19 protein-coding genes are annotated in these 26813 nt (G+C 55.2%); 9 read left to right on the top strand and 10 right to left on the bottom strand.

The window, feature by feature from the left end; genetic code table 11:
• The first annotated feature begins 99 nt into the window (after positions 1-99).
• Positions 100-2754, top strand: a complete 2655-nt coding sequence (gene alaS, locus ACAW75_RS24320; RefSeq protein ID WP_370731384.1) for an alanine--tRNA ligase — start codon at positions 100-102, stop codon at positions 2752-2754.
• Between the two features lie 333 nt (positions 2755-3087).
• Complete coding sequence (locus ACAW75_RS24315; RefSeq protein WP_370731383.1) at positions 3088-3948, top strand: hypothetical protein; 861 nt, start codon at positions 3088-3090, stop codon at positions 3946-3948.
• A 59-nt stretch (positions 3949-4007) separates the two neighbouring features.
• On the opposite strand, the gene ACAW75_RS24310 is transcribed toward ACAW75_RS24315, so the two are convergent.
• A complete protein-coding gene (locus ACAW75_RS24310) occupies positions 4008-4613 on the bottom strand; it encodes a 2,3-bisphosphoglycerate-dependent phosphoglycerate mutase (protein WP_370731382.1) in 606 nt (201 codons plus the stop codon).
• 67 nt (positions 4614-4680) lie between these two features.
• Positions 4681-5103, bottom strand: a complete 423-nt coding sequence (locus ACAW75_RS24305) for a MarR family winged helix-turn-helix transcriptional regulator (protein WP_370731381.1) — start codon at positions 5101-5103, stop codon at positions 4681-4683.
• A gap of 348 nt (positions 5104-5451) precedes the next feature.
• Here ACAW75_RS24305 and ACAW75_RS24300 point away from each other — a divergent pair, with 348 nt between their 5' ends.
• Entirely contained in the window at positions 5452-7899 is a 2448-nt protein-coding gene (locus ACAW75_RS24300; RefSeq protein WP_370731380.1) for an outer membrane beta-barrel protein, read from the top strand.
• 95 nt (positions 7900-7994) lie between these two features.
• On the opposite strand, the gene ACAW75_RS24295 is transcribed toward ACAW75_RS24300, so the two are convergent.
• The gene (locus tag ACAW75_RS24295; protein ID WP_370731379.1) at positions 7995-9365 is read right to left on the bottom strand and encodes a PQQ-dependent sugar dehydrogenase; all 1371 of its coding nucleotides are present in this window, start codon (positions 9363-9365) and stop codon (positions 7995-7997) included.
• Between the two features lie 182 nt (positions 9366-9547).
• On the opposite strand from ACAW75_RS24295, the gene ribD reads away from it, so the two are divergent.
• Complete coding sequence (ribD, locus tag ACAW75_RS24290; RefSeq protein ID WP_370731378.1) at positions 9548-10609, top strand: bifunctional diaminohydroxyphosphoribosylaminopyrimidine deaminase/5-amino-6-(5-phosphoribosylamino)uracil reductase RibD; 1062 nt, start codon at positions 9548-9550, stop codon at positions 10607-10609.
• Between the two features lie 214 nt (positions 10610-10823).
• On the opposite strand, the gene nagA is transcribed toward ribD, so the two are convergent.
• The 3 genes from nagA to ACAW75_RS24275 form a co-directional block, all read right to left on the bottom strand.
• Entirely contained in the window at positions 10824-12014 is a 1191-nt protein-coding gene (gene nagA, locus ACAW75_RS24285) for an N-acetylglucosamine-6-phosphate deacetylase (RefSeq protein WP_370731377.1), read from the bottom strand.
• A 15-nt stretch (positions 12015-12029) separates the two neighbouring features.
• Positions 12030-12314, bottom strand: coding sequence for a putative quinol monooxygenase (locus ACAW75_RS24280; RefSeq protein ID WP_370731376.1), 285 nt, complete (start codon positions 12312-12314; stop codon positions 12030-12032).
• Between the two features lie 169 nt (positions 12315-12483).
• The gene (locus tag ACAW75_RS24275) at positions 12484-13254 is read right to left on the bottom strand and encodes a shikimate dehydrogenase family protein (RefSeq protein WP_370731375.1); all 771 of its coding nucleotides are present in this window, start codon (positions 13252-13254) and stop codon (positions 12484-12486) included.
• A 143-nt stretch (positions 13255-13397) separates the two neighbouring features.
• Here ACAW75_RS24275 and ACAW75_RS24270 point away from each other — a divergent pair, with 143 nt between their 5' ends.
• The 3 genes from ACAW75_RS24270 to nagB all read left to right on the top strand — a co-directional run bounded on the left by ACAW75_RS24270 (position 13398) and on the right by nagB (position 17319).
• Positions 13398-13934 (top strand): 3'-5' exonuclease, encoded by a 537-nt coding sequence (locus tag ACAW75_RS24270; RefSeq protein WP_370731386.1) that lies wholly within the window; start codon positions 13398-13400, stop codon positions 13932-13934.
• Between the two features lie 162 nt (positions 13935-14096).
• Positions 14097-15215 (top strand): Gfo/Idh/MocA family protein, encoded by a 1119-nt coding sequence (locus ACAW75_RS24265; protein WP_370731374.1) that lies wholly within the window; start codon positions 14097-14099, stop codon positions 15213-15215.
• Between the two features lie 157 nt (positions 15216-15372).
• Positions 15373-17319, top strand: a complete 1947-nt coding sequence (gene nagB / locus ACAW75_RS24260; RefSeq protein ID WP_370731373.1) for a glucosamine-6-phosphate deaminase — start codon at positions 15373-15375, stop codon at positions 17317-17319.
• 154 nt (positions 17320-17473) lie between these two features.
• On the opposite strand, the gene ACAW75_RS24255 is transcribed toward nagB, so the two are convergent.
• Positions 17474-19753, bottom strand: coding sequence for a glycoside hydrolase family protein (locus ACAW75_RS24255; RefSeq protein ID WP_370731372.1), 2280 nt, complete (start codon positions 19751-19753; stop codon positions 17474-17476).
• A 463-nt stretch (positions 19754-20216) separates the two neighbouring features.
• Here ACAW75_RS24255 and ACAW75_RS24250 point away from each other — a divergent pair, with 463 nt between their 5' ends.
• The gene (locus ACAW75_RS24250; RefSeq protein ID WP_370731371.1) at positions 20217-22736 is read left to right on the top strand and encodes a phosphocholine-specific phospholipase C; all 2520 of its coding nucleotides are present in this window, start codon (positions 20217-20219) and stop codon (positions 22734-22736) included.
• A 20-nt stretch (positions 22737-22756) separates the two neighbouring features.
• Here ACAW75_RS24250 and ACAW75_RS24245 read toward each other — a convergent pair whose 3' ends face one another.
• On the bottom strand, positions 22757-23992 hold the full coding sequence (locus ACAW75_RS24245) for an exo-beta-N-acetylmuramidase NamZ family protein (protein ID WP_370731370.1): 1236 nt from the start codon (positions 23990-23992) through the stop codon (positions 22757-22759).
• 170 nt (positions 23993-24162) lie between these two features.
• Positions 24163-24888 (bottom strand): hypothetical protein, encoded by a 726-nt coding sequence (locus ACAW75_RS24240; RefSeq protein ID WP_370731369.1) that lies wholly within the window; start codon positions 24886-24888, stop codon positions 24163-24165.
• A gap of 99 nt (positions 24889-24987) precedes the next feature.
• Between ACAW75_RS24240 and ACAW75_RS24235 the strand changes: the two genes are divergently transcribed.
• A complete protein-coding gene (locus ACAW75_RS24235) occupies positions 24988-25251 on the top strand; it encodes a hypothetical protein (protein ID WP_370731368.1) in 264 nt (87 codons plus the stop codon).
• A gap of 65 nt (positions 25252-25316) precedes the next feature.
• Here the strand turns inward: ACAW75_RS24235 and glmM are convergent, their stop codons facing one another.
• Complete coding sequence (gene glmM / locus ACAW75_RS24230; RefSeq protein ID WP_370731367.1) at positions 25317-26744, bottom strand: phosphoglucosamine mutase; 1428 nt, start codon at positions 26742-26744, stop codon at positions 25317-25319.
• Positions 26745-26813: the final 69 nt, after the last annotated feature.

Genomic DNA, 26813 nt, shown 5'->3' with positions numbered 1-26813 from the left:
TTCTGTTGCGCTGCTAAGGCCAATGGGTCCTGATAAGCAGCGTAACAGAAGACCGGGCGGCGTTCCGCGAAGACAGAGGACTGACTAACTCTTTTATTTATGACTTCTCCTGAAATACGCCGCCAGTTTTTGGATTTCTTCCGCTCAAAGCAACATTTGATTGTGGCTTCGGCGCCGCTCGTTGCCAAAAATGACCCGACCCTGATGTTCAACAACTCAGGCATGGCTCAGTTCAAAGATTTTTTCCTCGGCAACGGCACGCCCCCTGCCAAACGCGTCGCCGACACCCAGAAATGCCTGCGCGTATCGGGTAAACACAATGATCTTGAGGATGTTGGCTTCGATACGTATCACCACACGATGTTCGAAATGCTGGGCAACTGGTCATTTGGTGATTACTTCAAAAAAGACGCGCTCGAATGGTCGTGGGAACTGCTGACGAAGGTCTACAAACTGCCCACCGATCGCATCTACGTGTCTGTATTCCAGGGCGATGAAAAGGATGGCGTACCGTTTGACCAGGAGTCGTGGGACCTTTGGAAAGGCATCATCGGCGATGAATCGCGCATTATTCTCGGAAATAAGAAGGACAACTTCTGGGAAATGGGCGAAACCGGCCCCTGTGGTCCCTGCTCGGAAATTCATATCGACCTGCGTTCGCCGGCAGAGGTAGCCGAGAAATCGGGGAAAGAACTGGTCAACGCCGATCACCCGCAGGTGGTCGAGATCTGGAACAACGTGTTTATGCAGTTCAACCGCAAAGCCGACGGCTCGCTGGAAGAACTGCCCGCCCGCCACGTCGATACCGGCATGGGCTTTGAGCGGTTGTGCATGGCCATTCAGGGCAAACAATCGAACTACGATACCGACGTGTTCTCGGGTACCATCAACCTGATCGAGCAACTGTCGGGACGTACCTACACCGGCAAGATGGAAAAATCGGACGTCGCCATGCGCGTGATCGCCGACCACATCCGGGCCGTGTCGTTTGCCATCGGCGACGGGCTGGTGCCGAGCAACGCCAAAGCTGGGTACGTTATCCGCCGTATTCTGCGCCGCGCCATTCGCTACGGCTATTCGTACCTGGGCTTCACCGAGCCGTTTATGACCAAGCTCGTGCCCCTGCTGGCCGATCAGTTTGCCGACGTGTTCCCCGAACTGAAAGCCCAGCAGGACTTCGTCGCCACGGTCATCCGTGAAGAAGAAATTTCCTTCCTCCGCACACTGGGCACTGGTTTGACGCGCCTCGACCAGATCATTAACCAGTTGGGAACGGCCAAAATCATTTCGGGCGAAACCGTTTTCGAACTGAACGATACCTTCGGTTTCCCCGCCGATTTGACCGCCCTGATCGCTCGCGAAAAAGGCCTGGAGATCGACGAAGCCGGTTTCCAGAAAGCCTTGCAGGAGCAGAAGGCCCGTTCGCGGAAAGATGCCTCGTCATCGACTGGCGACTGGGTTGACTTACAGGACGTAGACAAGATCGAGTTCGTCGGTTACGACGAAACTGAAGCGTATGCGCAGGTAGTAAAATACCGTCGGGTGCAGAACAAGCAGGGAACGCAGGTGCAGGTGGTGCTTGACCGCACGCCATTCTATGCCGAATCGGGTGGACAGATTGGCGACACCGGTACGCTGGAGCTGTTCCAGGGCAACGTACCCAAGGCAACGTTGCGCGTGCTGGACACCCGCAAGGAAAACGACCTCAGCATTCACCTCGTGGCCGACCGTCCCGATATGGATGATCTGTTGCAATCGGCTGATCTGGTATTCGCCAAAATCGACACGCACCGCCGTGAACTGACCGAAGACAACCACTCGGCTACGCACCTGCTGCACTCGGCCCTGCGCGAAGTGCTGGGGACACACGTGGCACAGAAAGGCTCGTATGTGGGGCCCGACGCACTCCGGTTCGACTTCAGCCACTTCGGCAAAATGACCGACGAGGAAATCAGCCGCGTGGAAACGATCGTCAACGAGAAAATCCGCCAGAATATCCCGCTCGACGAAAAACGGAACGTACCCATCGAACAAGCCAAAGCCCTGGGTGCCACGGCCCTGTTCGGTGAGAAATACGGCGATTTCGTCCGCGTCATCACGTTTGATCCTAGCTATTCCGTCGAACTCTGCGGCGGTACCCACGTACCCGCAACGGGTCAGATCGGCCTGTTCAAACTAACGTCGGAAGGCTCGGTGTCAACCGGTATCCGTCGGATCGAAGCCAAAACGTCGGAAGGTGCGCTGGCTTTGCTGAACGAGCAGGAGGCGATTATCAATGAGTTGAAGGAGCTGCTGAAAGCGCCCAAAGACGTAGTGAAAGCGGTGCAGTCGATCCTCGATGAGCGCAACACCCTGTTGAAGAAAGTGGAGGCGCTGGAAAACGAAAAAGTGCAGCAGATCAAGGAAGAATTATTGGGTAAAGTGTTGACCGTGAATGGCCACAGCGTTGTGGTTGAGCGCGTGAACGTACCCAACGCCGACGCCCTGAAACAACTCGCCTACGACCTGAAAGCCAAAGTAGACAACCTGGCTGTGGTGCTGGGCGCTGACATCAACGGCAAGCCACAACTTGCCGTGATGCTGCCCGACAGCCTCATCAGCGGTCGTGGCCTCAACGCCGGTCAGGTCGTGAAAGACCTTGCCAAAAACATCAAAGGCGGCGGCGGCGGTCAGCCCTTCTTCGCTACTGCCGGTGGCTCCGACGCCTCCGGCCTCGACGCTGCCCTGGCCCAAGGCCGCGAGTTACTGGGGTAGCGCTAGCTAGACGAACTAGCCCCGTTGGGGCGGCATGTCAATAGCATACGTACCCAAGTGCATACCACGAAAGCCCCAATGGGGCGATATGTTTGAGTTTGTTAACTTTACATGTCGCCCCGTTGGGGCTTTGTCGTTACTGACCGACATTATGCTATTGACATGCCGCCCTGATGGGGCTGCTAAGTGATAGCCTGCACTGTAACAATGACTTTATTTTAAAGCCGTTAGGTCTCAAAAAGACTTCTCATGGAGTAGTAGTCTTGATAGGTAGAGTTGGTTTGTTACACCCCTTTGTCCGTAAAGAGGTTTAGTATAAAAACAGAAACTGTCATGCGCGCAATACTACGAACGGTTTTCTTACTGATCTGGAGTGTTTTCCTGCCTGGCTGCGGGACTGATTACTCCGTTACGCCCGACAAAGCGCCACCTGAGCAGAAACCACAACCCGAAAAAGAACCGGAGAAAACGCTGAAGGGCTATCGCATCAAACGGATCGTTTACGAAGGCGACTGGGCTACAGGAGCCACCACCGAGTTTACCTACGGCAGCAACGGAAAAGTAAAGCAGGCTACCTACGTTGGGCATGATGTTGGTCGCGGGGCACCAAAAGGATTGTTCGCCTACAACGCCAGCAACCAGCTTTTAACCTATGTCTATCAGTATCCGTACGTTGATAGTCAGGGTATTTCGGGTGAGCGCACGGTTTTTAGCTATAGTCCTCAGGCCAGCGGACCCGGTCAGCCGACGGCAGAGATCCTCTTTGCACAAACCGATTTTGTTAAGTCAGATGGTACGTATCAGTTACTAAAACACACCACGTCAACGCTAGTCAACGGCCTGGTGAGCACGGTACGGACCGAAGCCACCACCGTGGGGTCAACGGCTACCACCGATCAGTATACGATCGAGTCTGGAAATTTAACGGGCATAAGGGCAGTCAGTGGACCGGATCAATACGAAACCTTCACGTTTGACGATAAGCCTAATCCGTTTTTCGGGCTGTTTGGTCCCGATGTTACGCCCGTCCGTCGCTACAGCCGCAACAACGTAACAGAAGCCACGGTCAGGTATTCCAGCGGTAGCGTACGAACATACACAATCCGGTATACATACAACGAGCAGGGATTGCCGATTATAGCGCAAACGTCCAATACCTCGTCCCGCTTATTGTTCGAGTATGAAGCCTACTGAGCGGTTATCCCTTCAGTTAGGCAACGTACTCGTAGTCATCAGGCCGGAAGCACCAAGGCCTACTTCTCCAGCAAACTGAACGTACCTGACGGGGAATTGAACGTATATTGCCGGGGCACACCCGTGGCCAGTTCGACTTGTTCGATACCCTTTGGGCTAATGCCTTCCAGGCGCATCATCAGGGAGCGTAGGCTATTACCATGCGCTACCACCAACACATTCTCATTGGCTTGTAGATGCGGCAAAATAGTTGCCTCGAAAAAGGGCACAACCCGGTTGTAGGTGTCGGCCAGGCTTTCGCCGCCAGGCGGCTGATCGGCGTAGCCACGCCGCCAGTGGAATAGTTGTTCGGCCCCAAATCGAGCTTCAACGTCGGTCTTGTTCATGCCCTGCAACTCGCCATACATGCGTTCGTTGAGCGCCTCGCTGCGTTCCAGCGGTAGGGTAGTCTGCCCTGTTTCCTGGAGAATAATAGCCATCGTTTCAATAGCCCGCTGGAGCACCGACGTGTAGCCAATCTGAAATAGATCCCCCTTCAACAGGGCCCCTGCCTGCCGGGCTTCATGCCGACCCAGATCGGTTAAGGGCGTATCGACCGTGCCGGTAAACCGGTTTTCCAGGTTCCACTGCGACTGGCCGTGGCGGACAATGACGAGAAGAGGCATAAAAGCGAATTACCTGATGGTGCTTATACTACAGTAAGGAGCCGTGAAGTGTTTCGACGTGGCGCCATCAGTTGCAATTACCGTCGATATGCAGCAGCGTTTGTCGAAGCTGGTCAATGGCTTCGTCCGAAAGTCCTTCCAGCGCGGCACGCCGGTTTTGTGCGATGATGGGGGCAACGGCTTCAATGAGTGCTTCGCCTTTGGCTGTAATCTGACGATCAACCCGCCGCCGGTCCTGTTTACTGGCTGTCTGTGTAATCAACTGCTTCTTAACCAGTAGATTAATGATGCGGGCGATCGATGCCTGATCCTTGAACACGCGGTCGCCAATCTCGTGCTGCCCCAGCGTTGGCGACTCCTGAATCACGTTCAGTACCAGCCACTGGTCGATGGTGATATCTACCCCCGCCCGGTCGATGTTGTTCTGGGCAAACTGCCGGTAGCGTTTAATTGCTTTTTCGAGGGTGTAAAAAATGACTCTGTTTAGCATCGTGCTCCGGTAGAAGTGAGTTTGCGTTTGCAAGTTTAACGGGAAATGTGGATTGCTGATGTGTTTGGCTTCGTGCTCCAGACCCTTCGACCAGGCCGGTTCGTCATCGCGATCCCCGACAGGAGCAGGGCCCGCACGCCAAGCAAAGAACTACCTGTTCAACTGCCAGCTCAGGTGCATTCCTTCACCGCTCATCCCGTAAATCGGTCAATTGAACATTGTATGATTGACTATTCAATGATATATCATATAATTTAGCGAATGAAGCAACGCACCTATAACGCTTCCACTCTTTAAGAAGAATAAGCTTTCCGATACGCTTAAACCATTCTCTGATTTCCCGGCGCTATGAAAAAACGTCTCCTTTGTTCCATACTGGCTAGCCTCCTCACGCTGGCTGGATTAACCTGTAACGCCCAGATTCAGGGTACTTTGATAACAGAGAGTGGCCAACCCATTGAGTTTGCTACCGTAACGCTGCACCGGGCCGCCGATTCGGTAGTTGTGAAAGCTGACTTTTCTGATGCGATGGGACAGTTTCAGTTGCCGATGCCGAAAGCAGGTCAATACCGGGTGTCGGCGTCGCAGGTGGGATACGAACGTACCTGGTCGGGCGTCATTGCGGTAGCAACCGATGGCGTAACGCTGACTGCGATGGTGCTTAAACCCAGTCAGGGAACTACGCTGAATGAGGTAAAAGTCGTTGGCCAAAAGCCGCTCTACGAACGTTTAGCCGACCGAACCGTGGTGAACGTAGAAGGCAGCACACTGGCCGCCGGTAATACATCGCTTGATGTTCTGGCGCGTTCGCCGGGCGTCACGATCGACAATAACGATAACCTGGCTTTGCGCGGTCGGCAAAACGTGCTGGTGCTCATCGACGGACGCCGCCAGCCGATGAGTGGCTCTGAACTGGCCGATTACCTCAAAAATCTGCCCGCCGACCAGTTGAAAAGTATTGAACTGATCACCAACCCACCTGCCAAATATGACGCGCAGGGTACGGCGGGCATTATTTCGATCAACCTCAAAAAAGACCAGCGGCAGGGTACAAACGGCACTGTACAGGCTAGTTACGGCCGTAGCCAATACGACAAATACACGGCCGGTGTAACACTCAACAACCGGCGGAAACTGGTTTCGGGCGCTTCTCTGAACCTGTTCGGTTCATACACCTATGCCAACCGGGCTGGGGTCGCCTTGCTGGATATTCACCGTGATTTCTTTTCTGTAGGCCCAAATCGCCGGCAGCTTTTTACGGGCAGCAGCGACCAGGTAAACCGGGTGCTCTACAAATCGCTGTCGCACACGGCGCGGGCCGGACTGGATTATACACCCTCGAAACGGACGGTGCTGGGTGTGGTAGTGAGTGGGCAGCATAGCCAAACGCCTAACCAGCTGGGCCTGAATCAGACGAGTTTGTTCGATGCCAACGGACGGATCGTGGATACGTATGATGCCCGGAACATCCGCAATTTCGTGTCGCCCAATGGCGGCATCAACCTCAATGTGAAACACACGTTTGCCGACTCAACCAATGCGCCTGAACTGACTGCCGATGTTGACTATGCTCGCTACAAGACAAGCCGGTTGCAGGAGTTAAGCACGATTTATCAGCTAACCGGCCGCTCAGGTACGTTGCTCAACGGCGATCAGCAGGGCGATCTGAGCATCCTGTCGGCAAAAACAGATTACACGCAGCCGCTGGCGCACGGAGCCCGGTTAGAAGCCGGAGCTAAATTCAGCCGGGTGTCGTCGGATAATGACGTGGTATTTCGCCTGACAGAAGGGTCGCTGACAACGGTTGATCCCAACCGAACCAACCGGTTTCGTTACGATGAAACCATTCTGGCCGGGTACGTTAACTGGAACAGAACCTTCGTCAAAACGAACCTGCAAGTAGGGCTGCGTGCCGAACAAACGCTGGCGCGCGGTGTGCAGTCGGTGGGCAATGACAGCTTTACCCGGCAGTATGCTCAATTGTTTCCGAGTGCTGCCATCAAGCAAACGCTGAGCAAGAACCATGAGTTGGTCCTGACGCTGAGCCGACGCATTAACCGGCCTTCCTACAACCAGTTGAACCCCTTCCGGACGATCATTGACCCCACTACGTCGGGAGCGGGAAACCCGAATCTGCGCCCTGAAACGAGTTATAATCTCGAACTGACCCATACGTTCAACGGCAAATACACTACTGGCCTTAGCTATAGCCGAACAGCGTCGCCTATGATTGGCGTAGTGCAGCCAGAAACCGACTCGACGGTGATCTCTACCAGCGTCAACCTCGACCGGCAGGATTATTTTGCGCTAACGCTGACTGCGCCGGTGCAGCCCGCCAAGTGGTGGCAGATGTATAACAACGTGGTGGTGTATTACGCCCGGTTTGTCGGTAGTCTGGCCGGCACCGCATTAGACAAAGGACGCCCGGCGCTGAATATCAGCAGCAATCATACGTTCACGTTCGGCAAGGGTTGGTCGGGCGAGTTGAACGGGACCCTGCAATCAGGCGAGCAGTATGGCTTTTTACGGGTGCAGCCTAACGGGCAGGTAACGGTCGGTCTGCAAAAAGCCGTGTGGGACCGTAAAGGAACGTTCCGCCTGAACGTAGCTGATGTATTTTTTACGCGGACGGTCAATGCTGTGTCGTCGTATGACAACTACGTGGAGCGATTCTATCAACGGCAGGATTCGCGCGTGGCCACCTTATCCTTCTCGTATCGGTTTGGCAATGATAAAGTAGCCCCGACGCGCCGGCGTACGGGCGGCGCTGAAGACGAAAAGCGGCGAGCGGGATAGGGGAAATAGCATTGAGTAGCCATTTCGGTATGCTGGAACAGGTGCACCGGAATGACTACTCAATGACAGGAACAAACTGGCAGCGCAGCGACTAGCTACCGACGCGAAGCGACCGACGTTTTTTCTTTCGCGGCTACCCGCCAGATGCGGTTACCTGAGTCGTCGGTAACGAGCAGTGACCCATCGGGCAGGACGAACGTACCTACGGGGCGCCCGTGTACATCCTGATCGTCGTTTTTCGCGATAAATCCGGTCAGGAAATCTTCCGGTTTGCCGGGTTTACCATTCGTAAACGGAACGAAAACAACCTTATAGCCGGCTAGTTCAGAGCGGTTCCAGGAGCCATGCTGACCAATGAACGCGCCGTTCTGATACCTGGCCGGAAAGCCGTGCGCGGCCCCGGTTTTGGCGTCGTAAAAGGCCAGGCCGAGCGAAGCCGTATGAGCACCCAGCGGCACGTCGGGAACAATAGCTTTGGCCACCGACGATGGGCTTTCACCAGCCCGGCGAGGGTCTTCGATTTTACCATAATAGCTGTAGGGCCAGCCGTAGAAACCACCTTCCTGCACGCTGGTCATGTAATCGGGAACGAGGCCGTCGCCGAGCTCATCACGCTCATTGACCGCGGCGTACAGTTTGTTCGTGCCCGGCTGCCAGTCGATGCCAACGGGGTTGCGCAAGCCACTGGCATATACGCGCTCGCCCGTACCATCGGGGTTGATCTCCAGAATGTTGGCCCGGCGTGCTTCATGGTCAATGCCATGTTCGGCCACGTTACTGCCTGATCCAACCGAGACGTAAATCTTTTTGCCATCGGGACTTGCCAGCAGGTTCCGGGTCCAGTGGTTGTTGTAGCCACCAGCGGGTAGTTTCAGAATGGTGTCGGGCTTGGTGCTGGCCGAAACGGTGAGCTTCGTTTGGCCGGTTCTGTAGGGAAAACGAAGCAACGCGTCGGTATTGGCAACGTAGAAATGGTCGCCGAGCACCAGCATCCCGAAGGGCTGATTAAGGCCCGTCAGAAAGACAGAGCGCTGATCGGGTTTACCATCGCCGTTGGTGTCACGGAACAGCGTAACGCGGTTGGCACTTTCATCGAATCGTTGCGAACCGGCCTGCCCCGATACAGAGGCCGCTGTTTTCTTCACACCTGTCTTCTCGGTGTTCGCTTCCGACACAAACACATCGCCATTCGGCGCTACATAGGCCCAACGTGGGTTGACGAGGTCCCGGGCATATTCGGTCACCACAAAGCCTTCCGGGGCAGTAGGCATCTGACCGTCGGCCCAGCCAATGACTTTACTGAATTTAGTAGATGACTTACTGGCGTAAGGGGCAGGTAATTCCAGGGGGCCAATAGCGGTTTCGACCGTTGCGGCCTGCCCATCTGATTTTTTCTTGTCGTTGGAGGAACAGCCGACAAGCACGACGCTGCCGACAAGCAGCAGGTTAACGAATTTTGCGATCATGATGCGTTGAGTAGTTGTTGTTCAGGTCGATAACGAACGCTGAGTATACCTATAACTGGCTGTATTTTGATTTGGTTATCGGTTACCCGCTTATGCTTCCGTTATTCGTGGTCGCGCTGAAAATCCAGGTACGTTGTGAAATGGATACGAACCGAATGCGGTTTGGTAGATAACCTCTTTTTATGCCAGACAACCCGATGACAACAGATCCGCTTTTTATGCGCCGTGCGCTCGAACTGGCCCAGCACGGACGAGGTACCGTTAGCCCAAACCCGATGGTTGGCTGCGTGATTGTTCATGACCGGGGAAGCAAACCTACGGGGCGAATAGTGAGCGAAGGCTGGCATCAGCAGTACGGCGGGCCGCACGCCGAGGTAAACGCCATTCGGGCTGTATCGCCTGAAGATGACGGTTTGCTGCCCGAATCGACTGCTTATGTTACGCTGGAACCGTGCTCGCATTACGGAAAAACGCCCCCCTGCGCTGATTTGCTCATCGCTAAAAAAGTGGGCCGCGTAGTCTGTTGTAACGACGACCCGAATCCGCTGGTATCGGGGCAGGGATTCGCCAAACTTCGCGCGGCCGGTGTCGACGTCATCACCGGTTTACTGGCTGAGGAGGGGCGTAGGCTGAACGCACGATTCTTTACCTTTTTCGAGCAAAAAAGGCCCTACATTATCCTGAAATGGGCCGAAACGGCCGATGGATTTATAGGTGGGGCAGGAGCCACGCCCGTTGCCATCAGCGGCCCACTGGCGGGTAGGCTGGTGCACCGCTGGCGCAGTGAAGAAGACGCCATTCTGGTAGGCACCACCACCGCCCGCAGCGATAATCCACGCCTGAACGTGCGCCACTGGCCGGGTTCGTCGCCCGTTCGTATCGTTCTCGACCGGGCGTTGGCATTACCCGCCCATCTGAACCTGTTTGATGGGGCACAGCCAACGCGGGTATACTATGATCGGGCTGATATCGTACCCAAGAGCCGGGTCAACCTGACTTATGCGCAGGCCAGTTCGCTACCCGTCATGCTCACCGATCTGCATCAACAGCGCATGCAGTCGGTGCTGGTCGAAGGCGGGGCGCAAACATTAACCTCGTTTCTGGAGGCTGAGTTATGGGACGAAATTCGGCTGTTTCGTAGCGCTGCTTCGCTCCATGCTGGCGTCCGTGCGCCGCAGGTACGTGGCCATCTGGTTGACCAGCAGCAGGTAGGCGACGATGTATTGCTGGTGTATCGGCGGTGATTGGTGTATGGCATCATGCTGGTGCGTATGGCTTCGCGCTGTAGGTCGCTTCGACTACGCGTCCCGGCTGCCGTTGTCGCTTGCCACAGGCAAGCGACAACGGCAACTTAAGTGGGCTTGTCACCTTGAGCGGAGTCGAAACGGTCCGCCGCTGCGGGGCCATGCGTCAGCAACACACTAGTATAAACGTATCGTAAAGCATTATTGTGCAGAACTACACCAGCAGTTCACCAGCTACCCAAACGCCCTGCTGCATCAATCCCTGATCGAGCCGAACCAGATTGGCAACGTAGCCAGGGGAAAGGCAACCAATCTGATCACCCAGGCCAATAACATTGGCGGGTGTGACGGTCGCCATGCGGAGGGCATCAATCAGCGGCAAGCCTACCGTCTGCACGCAGAAGCGCACACAGTCGAGCACGGTGATGGCTGTTCCGGCCAGCGTTCCCTGTTCATTGACGTACCGTCCGTGAAGGGGCGATCCGGGCTCGCCTGTGCCGGGTTCGAAATGAACCACGAAGGTTTCCAGCGCAAACTCAGCACGGGGGGGATTGGCAAACAGGGCGTCGGAGATCAGGAATAGTCGGTCGGGCCCGAGCTGCCGGTGGGCTAGGCGGATGGCCGCAGGAGCACAGTGGTAGCCGTCGGTGACCATACTGCTGATCACGGTCGGGTGGTCAAAAATAGCACCAACCGTGCCGGGCTCGCGGCTTTCAAAGCCCCGCATGGCGTTGTACAGGTGCGTGGCGAGCAGACAGCGATCGGTGTCGGCACCATCGCCAAAGGCATCCATCGCCTGCTGATACGTGGCATTGCTGTGCCCCAGCGACAGCAACGTACCTGATGCCTTCGCCAAGCCATACAGCAACGTCAGTTGCTCTGGTGACAGCCTTTCGGGAGCCAGCGTCAGAATGCTGATGGCATCGGCATGGTGGCTGAAAAGGGTTTCCAGTTCACCTTCGGCCGGAACCCGCACATACTTCTCCCGATGTGCCCCCTTCTTCACGGGGTTGAAATAAGGCCCTTCCAGGTGAATGCCGGGTACGTTCAGCGGCATTTCATCGCGCACCACCCGCACTGCCGACATGGCCTGTTGCATCTCGGCCAGGTGGGTCGAATGCAGTGTCGGTAACAGCGTCGTGGTGCCGTTGAGCGCGTGGCTTTTCCAGATGTGCCGAACGGTTTCGGGCGTAGGGGCAGCGTTCAGAAATTCTGTTGCTCCGCCGTAGAGTTGCAGATCAATCAGGCCCGGCACCAGGTAATCGCCCTGCAGGTCAATGATGTCGGCGTCGTTTCCTGGCGGCAAATCAGGCCCAATGGCTTCGATATGGCCGTTTTCGACCCGGACGCTGGTGTGTGGCAGAAATGAATCGCCGGTAAAAACGGTGGCGTTGATGAATAACATACGGTAGTGAGTCGCTTAGCGTTGAACAGACGTCAGCACAGCTGGGCCAGCCATCAGGCTACCAAATTGTTGTTTGAACGTGTCCATATGCGGCATGGCGGCGTGCGCGGCCAGCCCGGCTTCATCGTCCCACAGTTCGTGCATGATGAGCTGGTCTGGATTATCTGTGCTAACGTACAGCTCGTACAGCTGGCAGGCGGCTTCGGCCCGTACCTGCGGAATAAGATCGAGAAAAGCAGCTTTAAGCTGGGCACCCAAACCAGGTTTGGCGGTGATAGTGGCAAATACGAGAAGAGACATTTTTTAGTTTCAGGTTTCAAGTTTCAGGTTTCAAGTTTCAAGTTTCAGGTTTCAGGTTTCAAGTTTCAAGTGGCGTTGCATGGATACGAAGCGCTAACTAGCGACGCTACTTGAAACTTGAAACCTGAAACCTGAAACTTTAAACCTGAAACCTGAAACTAAGCACTTCCTACTGCCAAATTGACCAGGCCTTTTCGGCTTGTAGCACCAGCATCTGATAACCGTTCATGACGGTGGCGCCTTGCTGACGTCCCCGGCGCATAAACTCTGTTTCGGCGGGGTTGTACACCAGATCGTAGAGCCAGTGCTCATTCGTCAACTGGTCGTAAGGTAGCTCAGGGGCGGCGGCCACATTGGGGAACGTACCTACCGGTGAACAATTGATAAGGAGTTGATAGTCAGCAATGACCGCGGGTACGTCGGCATAGGTCAGGCCGCCGGGCGAAGGGGTGCGCGACACCATTTTATACGCGATGCCCAGGTCGATCAGGGCGGCTACAACGGCTTTGGAGGCGCCACCCGTGCCCAGCACCAGCGCGTTGGCAGGCAGGATCGACAGCACATCCGGGTCGTCTGACTGCTCGCGAACCGTATCGCCAACCCAGTCTGTCAACGATTGTCGGAAACCGTAATAATCGGAGTTGAAGCCCGTTTTGGTGCCGTCAGCTTCGAGGCGGATCACATTCACCGCCCCAACCTTCTCGGCAGACGCGTCGAGGCGGTCGAGAAAAGGCAATACGTGGGTCTTGTGGGGAATGGTCACGTTCAGGCCACGCAGACCGGGCAGCTTAAGTAATTCCGGTAATGCTACCTGAACGTCAGGCATATCGAACAAATCGTAGCGGGCATTTGTAATACCTTCGCGGGTAAACTTCTCGGTGAAGTACGTTTGGGAGAACGAATGAGTGAGCGGATGCCCGATGAGTCCGTAGCGTGTCATGCCCGCAAAGGTAATGGCAATGATCGATGCGCTTGAGCAAATGACCGGTTTGTCATTGGCGTTTGTTAGATTGCCCCGGTCCCTGTATCTTTAGTAAACCATTCGGCCTGCTGGTGGCCCGTTAATAACCACGCTCTTTGTACGTGTATTGTATCGTCGACGTTGAAACGACCGGGGGCGTGAAAGGCCCCTCTCGCCTTACTGAAATAGCCCTGATTCGTCACGACGGGCACCAGATCGTCGACGAGTTTCAGACGCTGCTCAACCCGGGTCATCCCATTCCACCGTTTATTAGCCAGTTAACCCGCATCACCGATGAGATGGTGGCCGATGCCCCAACTTTTGATCAGGTAGCCGACCGGGTCCATGAGATCACCGAAGGCGCCATTTTCGTGGCCCATAACGTGCTGTTCGATTTTGGCTTTCTGCAAAAGGAAATGAACTGGGTCGACCGGGAGTTTCTGCGCCGGACACTCTGCACCGTGCGCCTGAGCCGCAAAATACTGCCGGGTTACCCGTCGTACAGTCTTGGTAAATTGTGCCGTTCGCTCGAGATTCCGCTTCAGGGACGGCACCGGGCCTACGGCGATGCCGCCGCCACCGTCAAACTCTTCGAAATGCTGCTTCGCCACGACCGTCACGGGCATATTCCCCGCCCAAAGCCGGCGATGATTTTATAAGTTTACTGTTTTCAGTTTACTGTCTTCCGTTGCGCTGCTAAGGAGCCAGATGGTGGTGTTGCAGCGCAACAGAAGACAGTAAACTGAAAACAGTAAACAGCCTTCCGCCATTTCGGGTTAGACAGAGGTGCTTAGTAGGCGCAGTGATACAACCTGTCTGTTATGAAACAACTTGGAATCGGCGTGATCGGTATGGGTGGCTTTGGCCTCTTTGCCGTTCAGCAATTTTTACAACACCCCAATACGCGGCTGGTGGCCATTGCCGGATCGAAGCGCGAAGAAGCGATCCGCACGGCCGAACGGTTTGGCGCCGAACAACTTGCCACCCTCGATGAGCTGGTGCAGCACCCCGACGTTGACATTGTATACATTGCTACGCCACCCTTCATGCATTTCGACCAGGCGATGCTGGCGCTGGACGCGGGCAAGCATGTCATCTGCGAGAAACCGCTGGCAACAGATCCTGAACAGGGTAAACAGATGCTGGCCAAAGCAAAGGAAAAAGGCCTGCTCATGGTCACGAACCTGATGCAACGCTACAATCCGCTGTTTGCCCGCGTAAAAAAGCTGATCGACGACAAATTACTGGGCGATTTCCTGCACGGTTATTTCGAGAATTACGCAGGCGATGAAGGCCTTAGCCCCGAACACTGGTTCTGGGACCGCCGTAAATCGGGTGGTATTTTTATCGAACATGCCGTTCACTTTTTCGATCTCTTTGCCGGTTGGCTGGGCGAAGGTGAAGTGGTAGCGTCGCAGGTCTCGAAACGACCCAATAGCCACGACATTGAAGACCAGGTGCAGGCAACGGTGCGCTATGGTTCTGAGCAGAGCAGTTACCAGTTTGTTAATTTTTACCACGGGTTCACCCAAACGGGGCGGATGGACCGGCAGGAAATGCGGCTCGTTTTCGAGCGCGGCGACATCACGCTGCACGAATGGGTGCCTACGCGACTGGTGCTGCGCTGCGTGGCCGATGAAGCCACCACAAAGGCCCTGATGGACCTTTTCCCCGGCGCTCAGCTCAACGTCACGGCCAACATCGATTCATCGAAACCCATCGGCGGACGGCATAAGACCTTCCACGCCTACCAGCAGATCGAACTGAAATTTGGTTTCGAGATCGAGAAGCAGCACCGTTACAGCGAATTAGTACGGCTCATGTTCCGCGATCAGGTGGCGGCTATACAGGAGCCCGGCGTTCACCGGATCATATCGGAAGAAAACGGCCTGACTAGCCTGGAAACGGCTTTTGCTGCCGACCAGATGGCCCGGAACTAACTGATCAATTATCAATACTCCATGAGCAAAGGCGCCGCTGAGAAACGCATTCTAGCGGCGCCTTTGCTCATGGAGTATTGATAATTGATGGGTGAAAACTAGTCACTCCTAACTGATTGTTTACCTTTGCTGCTCCATCCTAATTGCTGGTCAACGTATGCTTGCAGAACCTGTTCTACCTGACGCCGCGTTTAGTGGCCCTGTTCAGTCAGCTATTACTTATGAGAAGATTCCCACTCACATTTACGCTGATGCCAAAGCCGCTTCCCGGGCTGTAGCGCACGAAATTGCTGATCTGATTCGTCAGAAACAGAAAGAAAAGAAGCCCTGTATCCTGGGTCTTGCCACGGGCTCTTCGCCTAAAACCGTGTATGCCGAACTGATTCGGATGCACCGGGAAGAAGGACTAAGCTTTCATAACGTGGTGTCGTTTAATCTCGACGAATATTTCCCGATGGAGCCCGACTCGCTGCAAAGCTACTGGCGCTTCATGCGGGAGCAGCTGTTCGATCACGTCGATATTCCCGAAGGAAACTACCACGTACCCGACGGAACACTACGCGCCGACAAGGTGGCTGAATTTGCCAAACAGTATGATCAGCAGATTGCCGAGGCGGGCGGGCTGGACTTTCAGTTGCTGGGGATCGGTGGCAACGGGCATATCGGGTTCAACGAACCGGGCTCACTCGTCAACTCACACACCCGCCTGATGATGCTTGACCACTCGACGCGGGCCGCTGCATCGGTGGATTTTGGCGGGTTATCACGTACCCCGCGCAAAGCCATCACAATGGGCGTTGCCAGTATTCTGGCGGCCAAACGGGTGGTGCTGCTGGCCTGGGGTGAACGCAAAGCACCGGTTATTCGGGGCGCGGTAGAAGGCACGGTAACGGAAACCAACCCGGCCTCGTACCTGCAAACGCATCCGAACGCGCTGTTCGTTATTGATACCGCCGCTGCGTCGGAGTTGACCCGGATGAAAACGCCCTGGCTGGTCGATTCGGTGGTGTGGGATAATCCGATGAAGAAGAAGGCGGTAACGTACCTGTCGTTGACGCTCGAGAAACCGATCCTGAAACTGACCGACCGCGATTACAACGATAACGGGGTGAGTGACCTGCTGGCGCAGTACGGACAAGCCTACGATATCAACATCGACGTGTTTAATCAGCTTCAGCACACCATTACGGGCTGGCCCGGGGGCAAACCCAACGCGGATGACACCAACCGGCCCGAACGCGCCTTGCCTGCCCAAAAGCGTTGTCTGCTGTTCAGCCCGCACCCCGATGATGACATCATCTCGATGGGCGGCACGTTCCAGCGGCTGGTCGATCAGGGGCACGAAGTACACGTGGGGTACCAGACTTCTGGTAACATTGCCGTAGCCGATGACGAAGCCCTGCGGTTCGCCGATTATGTGGTCGATTTCAATACCCGATTCGGTATCAAGAGCCCCGACGCTACGCGTATTTTCCAGGATGCAGCCGCGTATCTGCGAACCAAGAAAGATTCCGAAATGGATACCGACGAGGTACGTCAGGTGAAGGGGCTGATCCGCATGGGTGAGGCCAAGTCGACCTGCCGGTTCGTGGGTATTCCGGTTGAGCACGCGCACTTCATGAACCTGCCGTTCTACGAAACGGGCAAGGTCGAGAAGAAGCCGCTCAGCGAAGAAGACATCCGTATCACGATGGAGTTGATCGAGACCATCAAGCCCCATCAGATCTACGCTGCCGGTGACCTGGCCGATCCGCACGGAACGCACAAGGTTTGTCTGGATGCGGTGCTGGAGGCCGTTAAGCGCCTGTCGCACAAGAACTTCATGAAAGACTGCTGGGTCTGGCTCTACCGGGGTGCCTGGGCCGAGTGGGATATTCACGAAATTGAAATGGCCGTACCCATGTCGCCCGACCAGGTGACGAAAAAGCGGCTTGGCATCTTCAAGCACCAGTCGCAGAAAGACGGCGTGGTGTACCAGGGTACCGACTCACGGGAGTTCTGGCAACGGGCCGAAGAGCGTAACCGCGCCACGGCTGGCCTCTACAACCGCCTCGGCCTGGCCGAATACGAAGCCATGGAGGCCTTCGTGCGCTGGAAGGGGTAGCGGTGATTAACGTGCTTGTGTTGTCGCTGTAGCGCGAAGCCACACCGCACGAAGCAACTTACGCACAAGTATTTATTTTAACGAGGTATGGTATACGGCCAGTCTGGCGTATGGCATACCTCGTTCTGCGTAAACAGCTTCCTGGCTAGTCTGACTACGCCTGCCTCGGCCGACTCCATTCGACCCGCAGGCGCTTGTTGCCCTGAACCCGATAGTCCTGATACTGTTTGGTTTCTTCGAGTGGTTTGATGGGCTGGTTGTCGGCGTCGTCTTCATCGATGAGCTGAACCTGGGGCAGTTCCCGGCCCTTAGCCAGCAAGCGAACCCGACACTGGTAATCGGCCGTACCTGCCAGGCGGATGACAACGTACCCAGCGTTCTTGTCTTCTCCCTGATAGTCAGCATGGTAGATGGGATAGTCTGAGAAGATAATGACGGGCACCTGCTCAAAGCGTTTGTAGGCATAGGTGGTCATGATATAGGCCAGCGCACCACCATACACCTCCTGGCCAACCGCTCCCGCCTGTTTCCAGCCCGTCGAGATGTCTTCCAGCGGAATAGGTAGCGCCCGAATAATCCGCCCTTCACGCGGTTCCTGACAGACCATGTCGACCGGTAATTCGGCGGGGTAGTAATAACGGCCCCGGTGCAACAGATACTTCATGTATTCAGAGTAGAAAAGCCGAACAGGGTCAGGTACGTCCTGGCCTACTTCCTTTAAATAACTGAGCATCGTGGCCATAATTTCGGCTTCTTCGTAGGCAGCCAGGTAGGGCGCATTTTTCAGTGGTGCCACGCCCATGAACGTGCTGATCGACTGGCCAAACCCGAAATTGCATTCCCACACCCACATACGGGCAATGACGTTGGCGATGCTCAGGCGGCTGAGGTCGAAGTAGAGGCGGTTGCCCGTGAGTTTCCAGAGTTTCGCCAGCGTAAGCGAACTCATGATGGTGATATTCGTCTGGTAAAGTAATTCAAAGCCTTTGCCCCGAAGCCGTTCGGCAGAGGTTGTCGCTTCGTCCAGGTAGCGTGGATCTTTCGTCAGTTCATACGCCTGAAGCATCACATGGGTGTAGAGACCGGCCACATCCAGTTCGCCGCCCTTTCCTTCGGCCGTTTCGGCTTTAATGACTTCCAGCGTGTGGATATCGTAAAAGACAGGCCAGTTGTAGCCGAAATGGTGAGCCGCCCTGATCACAAACTCAAGTGAGTTGAACAGCAGGTCTTTCGCCTCCAGGTTGCCCATTTCAGCCAGCCTGCCCAGGTTCATCAGCGTATGAAGCAGGTACCACGAGTCTATTTTGTTGGGGTCCTGCTCTTCGCTGCGGTTGTCTTCCGTAAACGTACCTGCGGGGAGCCAGCGCATGATGACCTCCTGCCTGGCGTCGTAAAAAGTGGGTATGTTTTGTTTGAGGCTATCGGCCAGCGGCACCGGTTTCCCCAGCCATTCCTGATACTCCCAGAGCGGCACCAGAATGGCCAGTTGAACCATACTTTCGGGCGGTTTATTCATTGCGTCGACGTAGGCGTTGAGGTAATACTGGCGTTGGATAATGCGCCCGCAGTTGGGCGATTCGGTCAGTGCCTCGATGGTTCGTTCGGCGGCTTTGGGCCAATTGTAATAGGCCGTATCCGTTTTAGGAAGCTGCGTATAGATCGAGGCCATGGCCGCCAAAAACTGGTCAGAAGCCTCAAATTCGCTCTGCGGCACCGAGTCGATCAGGCAAATGAAGGCGTCCGACAAACAGATTTCCTGCCCGGCTGGTAATGGCTGTTCGGATGTAGGCAGCGCGAAGCCGATTTCCGGCCATTGGGTACTTACCGTGTCAGATGGTTCTGTTTTCGTAAGCTGGCAATAGTCGTTGAGGGCGGTGAAATTCTGGAAATAGAGCAGTGAACCGGCCATCGGCTTCACCACCGACAGGTAAACGAGCCCCGACGTTGGACCATTCTGCGTCACATAAACCATACCCTCCGTGGTGGCCGGGCTAAAGGTCTCGTCCAGCACATACAGGTCGCGCGGGAGTGCCTGAATAGTAAACGACTGGGCGGGTTTCAACCAGGTGGTGTAATGCAGCAGCGACGGGTTGTTGTTGGCCAGTGCGAGGCTGACCCGGAACGTACCCAGCGATCCCTGTATCTCGTACTCTATGCCGGCGCCTTTCTGTTTTCTGACTTTGTAGCCCTGTAGTGTCTGCGGGTCAAAACAGGTGCGTATGGCCAGCCAGCCCGAGGGCATGGCCTGGTGAAGTAGCCAGAACGAATTGGCTGTCAAACAGACCTGTAGCGTTCCCTGCGTGGCGAGTGGCACGTCGGTTCGATCGGTAGCCTGAGTTAGTTGCGTGTCAAGTCCCGCTACCCACTGCGAGGTATCGGCTAGTTTGGTAAAAGGCTGCCAGTAGTCCGGGCTGTTATAGGGCTTATTCCGCATGATTAACTGGTCAGTTCTCGCTGACGTAGAGTTTGTCTTTAGTTACTTCGCCCGACACGACACCGACGTCGTGCTTGATTGGGTCAATCCATGTATTCGAGGGCCTATTCTGTTCCGTTACACTTGCTGGTAACTGTTCAGCCGACCATAACGCCGTGCATGAATAAGGGAATGGTACCGTACAACGAAGTGATCATCCGTCAGGCTATTCATTATCGAGGCGATCTACTGAGCGCCACGGCTAAAGATTGACTTGATGATTTTGTGAAAGCTAGTCGGGGCGGCACCAGGAGACTGTAACACTACCTGGAAGGCGTTTCACTAAGTCGGAATATGGTTTTGTGAGAAAGACCTGGTAGCCGTATTGACCGCAAAATGATAAAATTGTTAAACGTGAGGCTGGTCTGGCACACTGCCAGATAACCCGCTAGTTTTGTCAGAGATAGTTGGTCAACACCGGCATATGGATACTAGACGTGAGTTTCTGAAAAAGGCGGCCTTACTGGCGGGTGGCGCTGGTTGGCCAGATGGTTTTTTAGCATCCATCCAGAAAGCGCTGGCGATAGCTCCAGCGCCGGGCAGTACCTACCTCGACGCCGAACACGTGGTCATTCTCATGCAGGAAAACCGCTCGTTCGATCACTGCTACGGCGCTCTGCGGGGCGTCAGGGGGTTCAATGATCCGCGTGCCATTGAACTGCCCAACAAAAACCGGGTTTGGCTACAGACGAACAAAGCAGGCGAAACCTTTGCGCCTTTCAGGCTGAACCTGCACGGTACCAAGGCTACCTGGATGAGCTCTCTGCCCCATTCCTGGGCTAACCAGGTCGACGCACGCAACGAGGGTAAGTTCGATCGGTGGCTCGACGTAAAGAAATCCGGCCAGGCAGCTTATGCTCATATGCCCCTCACGATGGGGTACTACGACCGGCAGGACATTCCTTTTTATTATGCCCTGGCCGATGCCTTCACCATATGCGATCAGAATTTCTGCTCCTCGCTTACGGGTACCACGCCCAACCGCTCTTATCTGTGGAGTGGCACCATTCGCGAAGCGGCCACCGCCCCGGCCCGCGTTCGTAATGAAGAGCTGGATTACGATAGACTGGCCAGCTGGACAACCTTTCCCGAACGACTGGAAGAAAACGGCATCTCCTGGCGGGTCTATCAGAACGAGATCAATCTGTCGAGCGGCCTGACGGGCGACGCAGAGGCCTGGCTGTCCAATTTTAGCGATAATCCACTGGAGTGGTTCGCCCAGTACAACGTCAAATTCGCGGCCAGTTATCAACGCTTCCGCGCCGACCAGCTCGGTACGCTTCCCGGTGAAATTGCTTCGCTGGAGCAGCAGTTACCCACATTGGCAGACAACACCCCCGAAGGCAAATCGCTTCGAAAGACTGTGCAGCAAAAGAAAGAACTGCTACAGACACTGAAGGAGGACGATACGCTGTGGCACCCTGACAAGCTGGCCAGCCTGACCGACCGGCAGAAGGCACTGCATCAAAAAGCCTTTACCACCAACGCGTCAGATCCGCACTACCGGGAGCTGACCCGGTTTGCGTATCAGGATGGCGAGGTCGCACGGGAGATGGTCATTCCGAAAGGGGATGTGCTGCACCAGTTCCGGGCGGATGTACAAACGGGTCAGTTACCAACCGTGTCGTGGGTGGTAGCGCCCGAAAACTTCTCGGACCATCCCGGCGCGCCCTGGTACGGCGCCTGGTATATGTCGGAAATGATAGATAGTCTGACCCAGAATCCAGCGGTCTGGCAAAAGACAATTTTCATTCTGGCCTACGACGAAAATGACGGGTATTTTGACCATGTTCCGCCGTTCGTTCCCCCACACCCCAATCAGCCGGAGACGGGTAAAACATCTCCGGGTATTGATACGCTGGATGAACACGTTAGCCTCGAACAGGAGTTGGCCCGGCCGGTGAAAGACCCTGAAGAGGGGGCCAGAGCCAGTGCGATCGGGTTAGGCTATCGGGTGCCGTTAGTGATCGCGTCGCCCTGGAGCCGGGGTGGGTACGTTAATTCCGAAGTGTTCGATCATACGTCGATTCTACAGTTTCTGGAGGGCTTTTTAAGCCAGAAATCAGGCAAGTCTATCCGCGAAACCAACATCAGCACCTGGCGCCGAACGGTGTGTGGCGACCTGACATCGGTGTTCCGGCCATACCGGGGCGAGGCCATCGACCTACCATCTTTCGTGCCTAAAGCCTCCTTTATTGCGGGAATTCATCAGGCGAAGTTCAAGGACGTACCCAGCAACTTTCGGGCATTGCACCCAGATGAAATTGCCCTCATTAATCAGCAACCCGCCTCGTCGGCGCTGATGGCTCAGCAGGAGGCTGGGCTTCGGCCTGCCTGCGCGTTACCGTATCAATTACGGGTAGATGGCCGACTGGATCCGGGTACGCATCAGTTTCATATCACGTTTATGGCCCAAACCGATCGGTTTGGTGCGGCATCGGCCGGGTCGCCATTCATGGTTTATGACATGGCCGATCATTCAGTGCGCAACTATGCGGTGGCGCCCGGTGATCGATTGAGTGATGCGTGGACTTTACCCGCCGGGGGAGCGTATCATCTGCGGGTTTACGGGCCTAACGGTTTTTTTCGGGAATTCCGGGCCAATGCCGCCAGGCCAACCATACTGGTTGAGTGCCATGACGTAGTGAACACACGTACCCGATCAACAGAACTGGTCATCCGGGTAACGAATATGGCTCCGAAACCCATTACCCTTGAACTGCTTCCCCAGGCCTACAAACAGCCGACGAAACGGCTTACGCTGGGTGCAGCAGGCACCCAAACCAGCTCGTCGATGACTCGCTTTGCCCTCGGCGCCAGTTTTGGCTGGTACGATGTCAGCGTCCGGGTGGTGGGCGATTCGTCATTCGACCAGCGTTATGCGGGCAGAGTTGAAACCGGAGCCGATAGTTTTAGTGACCCCGTAATGGCCCGGGTAAGTTAGGCTGCACGTTCAGGCTGGTGTTATGGGTACAGCAGGTACTGCTTCCGCATCTTTTTGTAAGTCGATAAACCCGGCTCCCAGCTTTTTCTGATCTCAGACTCGGACACACCGGCGATGATCTGTTTTTTTAGATTTTCGGTGCCGGCCAGCTTGTTGATATCGCCCATCTGTTTGCTCTGGCTGCGGTCGAAAAACCGCTCTTTATCCGGGTAAGCCTTATACATGTCCATCAGCCAGCCCAGATTGATCTGCTTCGACCTGCGGAGTTTGCTCGTGTCGTATTTCCGCAGATCCAGGCCGTAGCATTCCATATCCTGATGCAGCGGCGTTTCGCTCATCCCTTTCAGGCTGACGGGTTTGAATGAGAACGCATATTTCCCTTTGAGCGCCGGAGCACCCAGCACCGTGAATGGCATATACGTACCCCGTCCCTGGCTGACGATCGTGCCTTCGAATAAGCAGATACTCGGATAGAGCAGGATCGATTGCTGGGTGTTGAGGTTTGGCGAGGGCAGCACAGGCAGCGTATACGCTTTGTCGTGGTCGTAGTGCGCCACCTTTACAATCTTAAGCCTGCATTTTGCTTTATTGGGTAGCCAGCCTTCACCGTTGGCCATTTGGGCAAACTCGGCCATGGTCATGCCGTGGGTGATGGGAATAGGATGCATGCCGATGCCCGAATACAGGTGATCTTCCAGCATAGGGCCGTCAACGACGTACCCATTGGGATTGGGCCGGTCCAGAATCAGCAGTTCTTTGTTGTTGGCCGCGCAGGCCTCCATCACGTGCGTCAGCGTGTTGATGTAGGTGTAAAAACGGCAGCCAACATCCTGAATGTCGAAGACCAGCACGTCGATGTCGGCCAATTGGGCGGCGGTCGGCTTGTTATTCTTCCCATACAGTGAAATGACCGGTACACCCGTTTTAGCGTCTACTTCGTCGGATACCTTCGCGCCATTGCTGGCATTGCCCCGAAACCCGTGTTCGGGCCCGAAGATGCGGACTACCTTAACGCCCCGGCTCAACAGGCTATCGACGCTGGGCCTGCTGCCAATGATCGATGTCTGGTTCACAACCATACCGACCCGTTTCCCCATCAGATAAGGCACGTACTGGTTGGTCTGATCAGCGCCAGTCAGGATCGAATCAGTCGGTTTAGCGGCAAATGGAGTTGTTCGACAGGCCGGCAATAAGACGCAGCCGATGAGCAGGCAGCCGGTGAGCAGCAGCGGTAATGTGTTGAGGCGAGGGTTCATGAAGCAGACAGGTACGTTCAGATTGGCAAATTAGCCAGAGAATCGAGAAGTAAGCGCTAAGCAACAAGAATGGCTCTGCCGAAGTACCCATCTGGTGCCTCAGCAGAGCCATTCTTGTTGCTTACCCGCAGATGTGGATCACGGATGAATAGTGCTATCCGTATCTCACGTTAAGACAGCGGTCCTGAGAAGCTGATCAGGGCAGTAGCCAGGTTGGTCAGGTCTTTGCCGAACGGACCGTCGGGGTTACTGTTAGCGTATTCCTGTACTGTACCGGCCAGTTCGCGGAGAAGGCGCTCGGCACTACGCATATCATCCGTGTTCAGCGCATCGCGAAGCTGGGCCAGTGGTGCTTCAATCCATTGCGTGCTTACATCAGCGCGTACAACCGTGATCCAGTCTTCTACCATGGTGGCACCCTGTTCGGGTGTGGCCGCAACGGCGCCACCGGCCAGGGTTTCCAGCGTGTCGATAAACATCTTCTGCGCCCGGTCCCCTGGATTGTAGAGGTCGTAGATCGTGCCGGCATCGGTTTGATTTTCAGCCAGCTGGCTATCGTCGCCAACGCGATTGAGGTCTGTTGCAAACGAACGCAGCGAGTCTGCCAGGCTAGTCAGGTCGTCGCTGAAGCTGGGTTCGGCTTCGCGGGCGAGCAATTGGGTTTGGCCAGCCAGCGTGGTGAGGAGGTGCTTCACCCGGTGGTTATCGGGCGATGGATTTAATAATTCGTCGTAGAGATCGGTCAATTGCTGGCGGACTTCCTCGGTACCATCGGTATTTTTGAGAGTCGATTGCCAGTCTTTGATCAGATCGGCACCACTCGACGGTTGAGCGTCGGCTTTAGAAAGTGCCTGTAGCGTGTTGTGCAGAATTGTCTGCGGATATGCCTGGGCCATGAGTTTGGTTCGTTGCGTACTGGATTGTGTACTGAACGAACCAATACCAGCGCTGAATGTTCGGTCAACTAATTCTACAGACTCTATAGTTTTTAAAAGATGCCGAAACACATTCAAAAATGGCTCATCCGGATTGGCCTCAATTTTTTGGGCCTTTTGTTTTCACTGGGCCTGCTTTATGTAGCTGCCGTGGTGGTGGTGCTGATCATCAGCACACGGGCGGTGGCGAAGGATCCGCTTTTCGGTATCCTGAATCTGGAAACGCTGGCGGTATTAGTGGGCTCAATAGTAGCTGTTGTACTTGTTTTTCGGTGCATGGGTAACCTATATACGTTAGTCACCACACCACCGAAACCAGAATGATCCGCCTAAAAAAGGGCTGGAACGTCAGGTACGTTCCAGCCCTTTTTTAGGCGCCAACTACCCTGTTAGTGTGTATCGGCTATGACTTCGCGAATATCGGAGATGATCTTGTTGGCCAGGTAATCGGCCGTCGACAGCGTATCTGATTCAGAATAGATGCGGATGATCGGCTCGGTATTCGACTTGCGCAGGTGAACCCACTCTTTGTCGAATTCGATCTTCACACCGTCGATCGTATTGACCGGGTTCTTGGCGTACTTGGCCCGAATGCGTTCCAGGACTGCGTCGACATCGATATCGGGGGTGAGTTCGATCTTATTCTTGGAGATGTAATAGTTTGGGTACGTCCGGCGAAGCATTGAGGCCGACTTGCCGAATTTGGCTAAGTGGCTCAGAAATAGAGCAATGCCCACCAGTGCGTCGCGGCCATAATGCAGCTCCGGGAAAATGATACCCCCATTGCCTTCGCCACCAATCAGCGCTCCCTGTGCTTTCATCATCTCAACCACGTTGACCTCACCCACGGCCGAAGCCACATGCTGTCCGCCATGCTTTTGGGTTATATCGCGCAGGGCTACCGTGCTCGACAAGTTGGAAACCGTATTTTTCGACGCTCCTTCCGGGCTGTTTTTCAGCACGTAATCGGCTACGGCCACCAGCGTATATTCTTCGCCGAAAGGGGTGCCGTCTTCGCAGATGAGCGCCAGCCGGTCAACGTCGGGGTCAACCACAATACCCAGATCCTGGTTATCGCGTTTCGTCACGTTGATGATATCGGTCAGGTTTTCGGGAAGGGGCTCCGGGTTATGGGCGAAAAGGCCGGTTGGCTCACAATGTAGTTTGGTGATGTGTTCAACGCCCAATGCATTGAGCAGCATCGGCACGGCTAGTCCGCCGGTTGAATTGACCGCGTCGACAACGACACGGAAATTACGTTTGGCAATGGCGTCGCGGTCAACCAGCGGCAGGGCCAGAATCGCATCAATGTGTTTTTGCAGCCAGGTAGTCTCGTTTGCCGAATCGATTTTGTACTGGCCGAGTTTCTTGACGTCGGCAAAGGTGAAGGCTTCGCTATCGGCCAGCGCCAGCACGGCTGCCCCATCATCACCAGAGATAAACTCGCCCGTTTCGTTGAGCAGCTTCAGGGCATTCCACTGGATAGGGTTGTGGCTGGCTGTCAGAATGATGCCGCCAATGGCATTGGTGCCAGGAACGGCCAGTTCGACCGTTGGCGTGGTTGACAGGCCCAGGTCCAGTACGTCGATACCCAGCCCTTGCAGCGTAGCGGCCACCAGTTGCGAAACCATTGGCCCCGACAGGCGACCATCGCGGCCGATCACTACCGTATGCGAACCTTTTGGGGTGGCTTGCCGTGACAGGAGCCACTGGCCGAAAGCCGCTGTAAATTTGACTACATCGAGGGGGGTAAGGCCTTCGCCCGAAGGTCCGCCGATGGTTCCCCGGATGCCCGAGATCGATTTAATTAAAGCCACGTGATTGGGTCTGGTAAACAGTTTGAAAGCTGTTTATCGGGTAGGTTCGTCAAACCGGAATGCTATTCC

Source organism: Fibrella arboris, assembly GCF_041321095.1.
Taxonomy (GTDB): Bacteria; Bacteroidota; Bacteroidia; order Cytophagales; family Spirosomataceae; genus Fibrella; species Fibrella arboris.
Note: the sequence above shows the minus strand (reverse complement) of the source record. Positions and strands in the feature narration are given on the sequence as shown.

Coding starts and splice junctions, on each gene's coding strand:
- nagB (WP_370731373.1), top strand. CDS start 15,373: ATGCTTGCAGAACCTGTTCTACCTGACGCCGCGTTTAGTGGCCCTGTT.
- ACAW75_RS24255 (WP_370731372.1), bottom strand. CDS start 19,753: ATGCGGAATAAGCCCTATAACAGCCCGGACTACTGGCAGCCTTTTACC.
- ACAW75_RS24275 (WP_370731375.1), bottom strand. CDS start 13,254: ATGACACGCTACGGACTCATCGGGCATCCGCTCACTCATTCGTTCTCC.
- ACAW75_RS24305 (WP_370731381.1), bottom strand. CDS start 5,103: ATGCTAAACAGAGTCATTTTTTACACCCTCGAAAAAGCAATTAAACGC.
- alaS (WP_370731384.1), top strand. CDS start 100: ATGACTTCTCCTGAAATACGCCGCCAGTTTTTGGATTTCTTCCGCTCA.
- ACAW75_RS24310 (WP_370731382.1), bottom strand. CDS start 4,613: ATGCCTCTTCTCGTCATTGTCCGCCACGGCCAGTCGCAGTGGAACCTG.
- ACAW75_RS24300 (WP_370731380.1), top strand. CDS start 5,452: ATGAAAAAACGTCTCCTTTGTTCCATACTGGCTAGCCTCCTCACGCTG.
- ACAW75_RS24315 (WP_370731383.1), top strand. CDS start 3,088: ATGCGCGCAATACTACGAACGGTTTTCTTACTGATCTGGAGTGTTTTC.
- ACAW75_RS24280 (WP_370731376.1), bottom strand. CDS start 12,314: ATGTCTCTTCTCGTATTTGCCACTATCACCGCCAAACCTGGTTTGGGT.
- ACAW75_RS24295 (WP_370731379.1), bottom strand. CDS start 9,365: ATGATCGCAAAATTCGTTAACCTGCTGCTTGTCGGCAGCGTCGTGCTT.
- nagA (WP_370731377.1), bottom strand. CDS start 12,014: ATGTTATTCATCAACGCCACCGTTTTTACCGGCGATTCATTTCTGCCA.
- ACAW75_RS24235 (WP_370731368.1), top strand. CDS start 24,988: ATGCCGAAACACATTCAAAAATGGCTCATCCGGATTGGCCTCAATTTT.
- ACAW75_RS24250 (WP_370731371.1), top strand. CDS start 20,217: ATGGATACTAGACGTGAGTTTCTGAAAAAGGCGGCCTTACTGGCGGGT.
- ACAW75_RS24265 (WP_370731374.1), top strand. CDS start 14,097: ATGAAACAACTTGGAATCGGCGTGATCGGTATGGGTGGCTTTGGCCTC.
- ACAW75_RS24240 (WP_370731369.1), bottom strand. CDS start 24,888: ATGGCCCAGGCATATCCGCAGACAATTCTGCACAACACGCTACAGGCA.
- ribD (WP_370731378.1), top strand. CDS start 9,548: ATGCCAGACAACCCGATGACAACAGATCCGCTTTTTATGCGCCGTGCG.
- ACAW75_RS24245 (WP_370731370.1), bottom strand. CDS start 23,992: ATGAACCCTCGCCTCAACACATTACCGCTGCTGCTCACCGGCTGCCTG.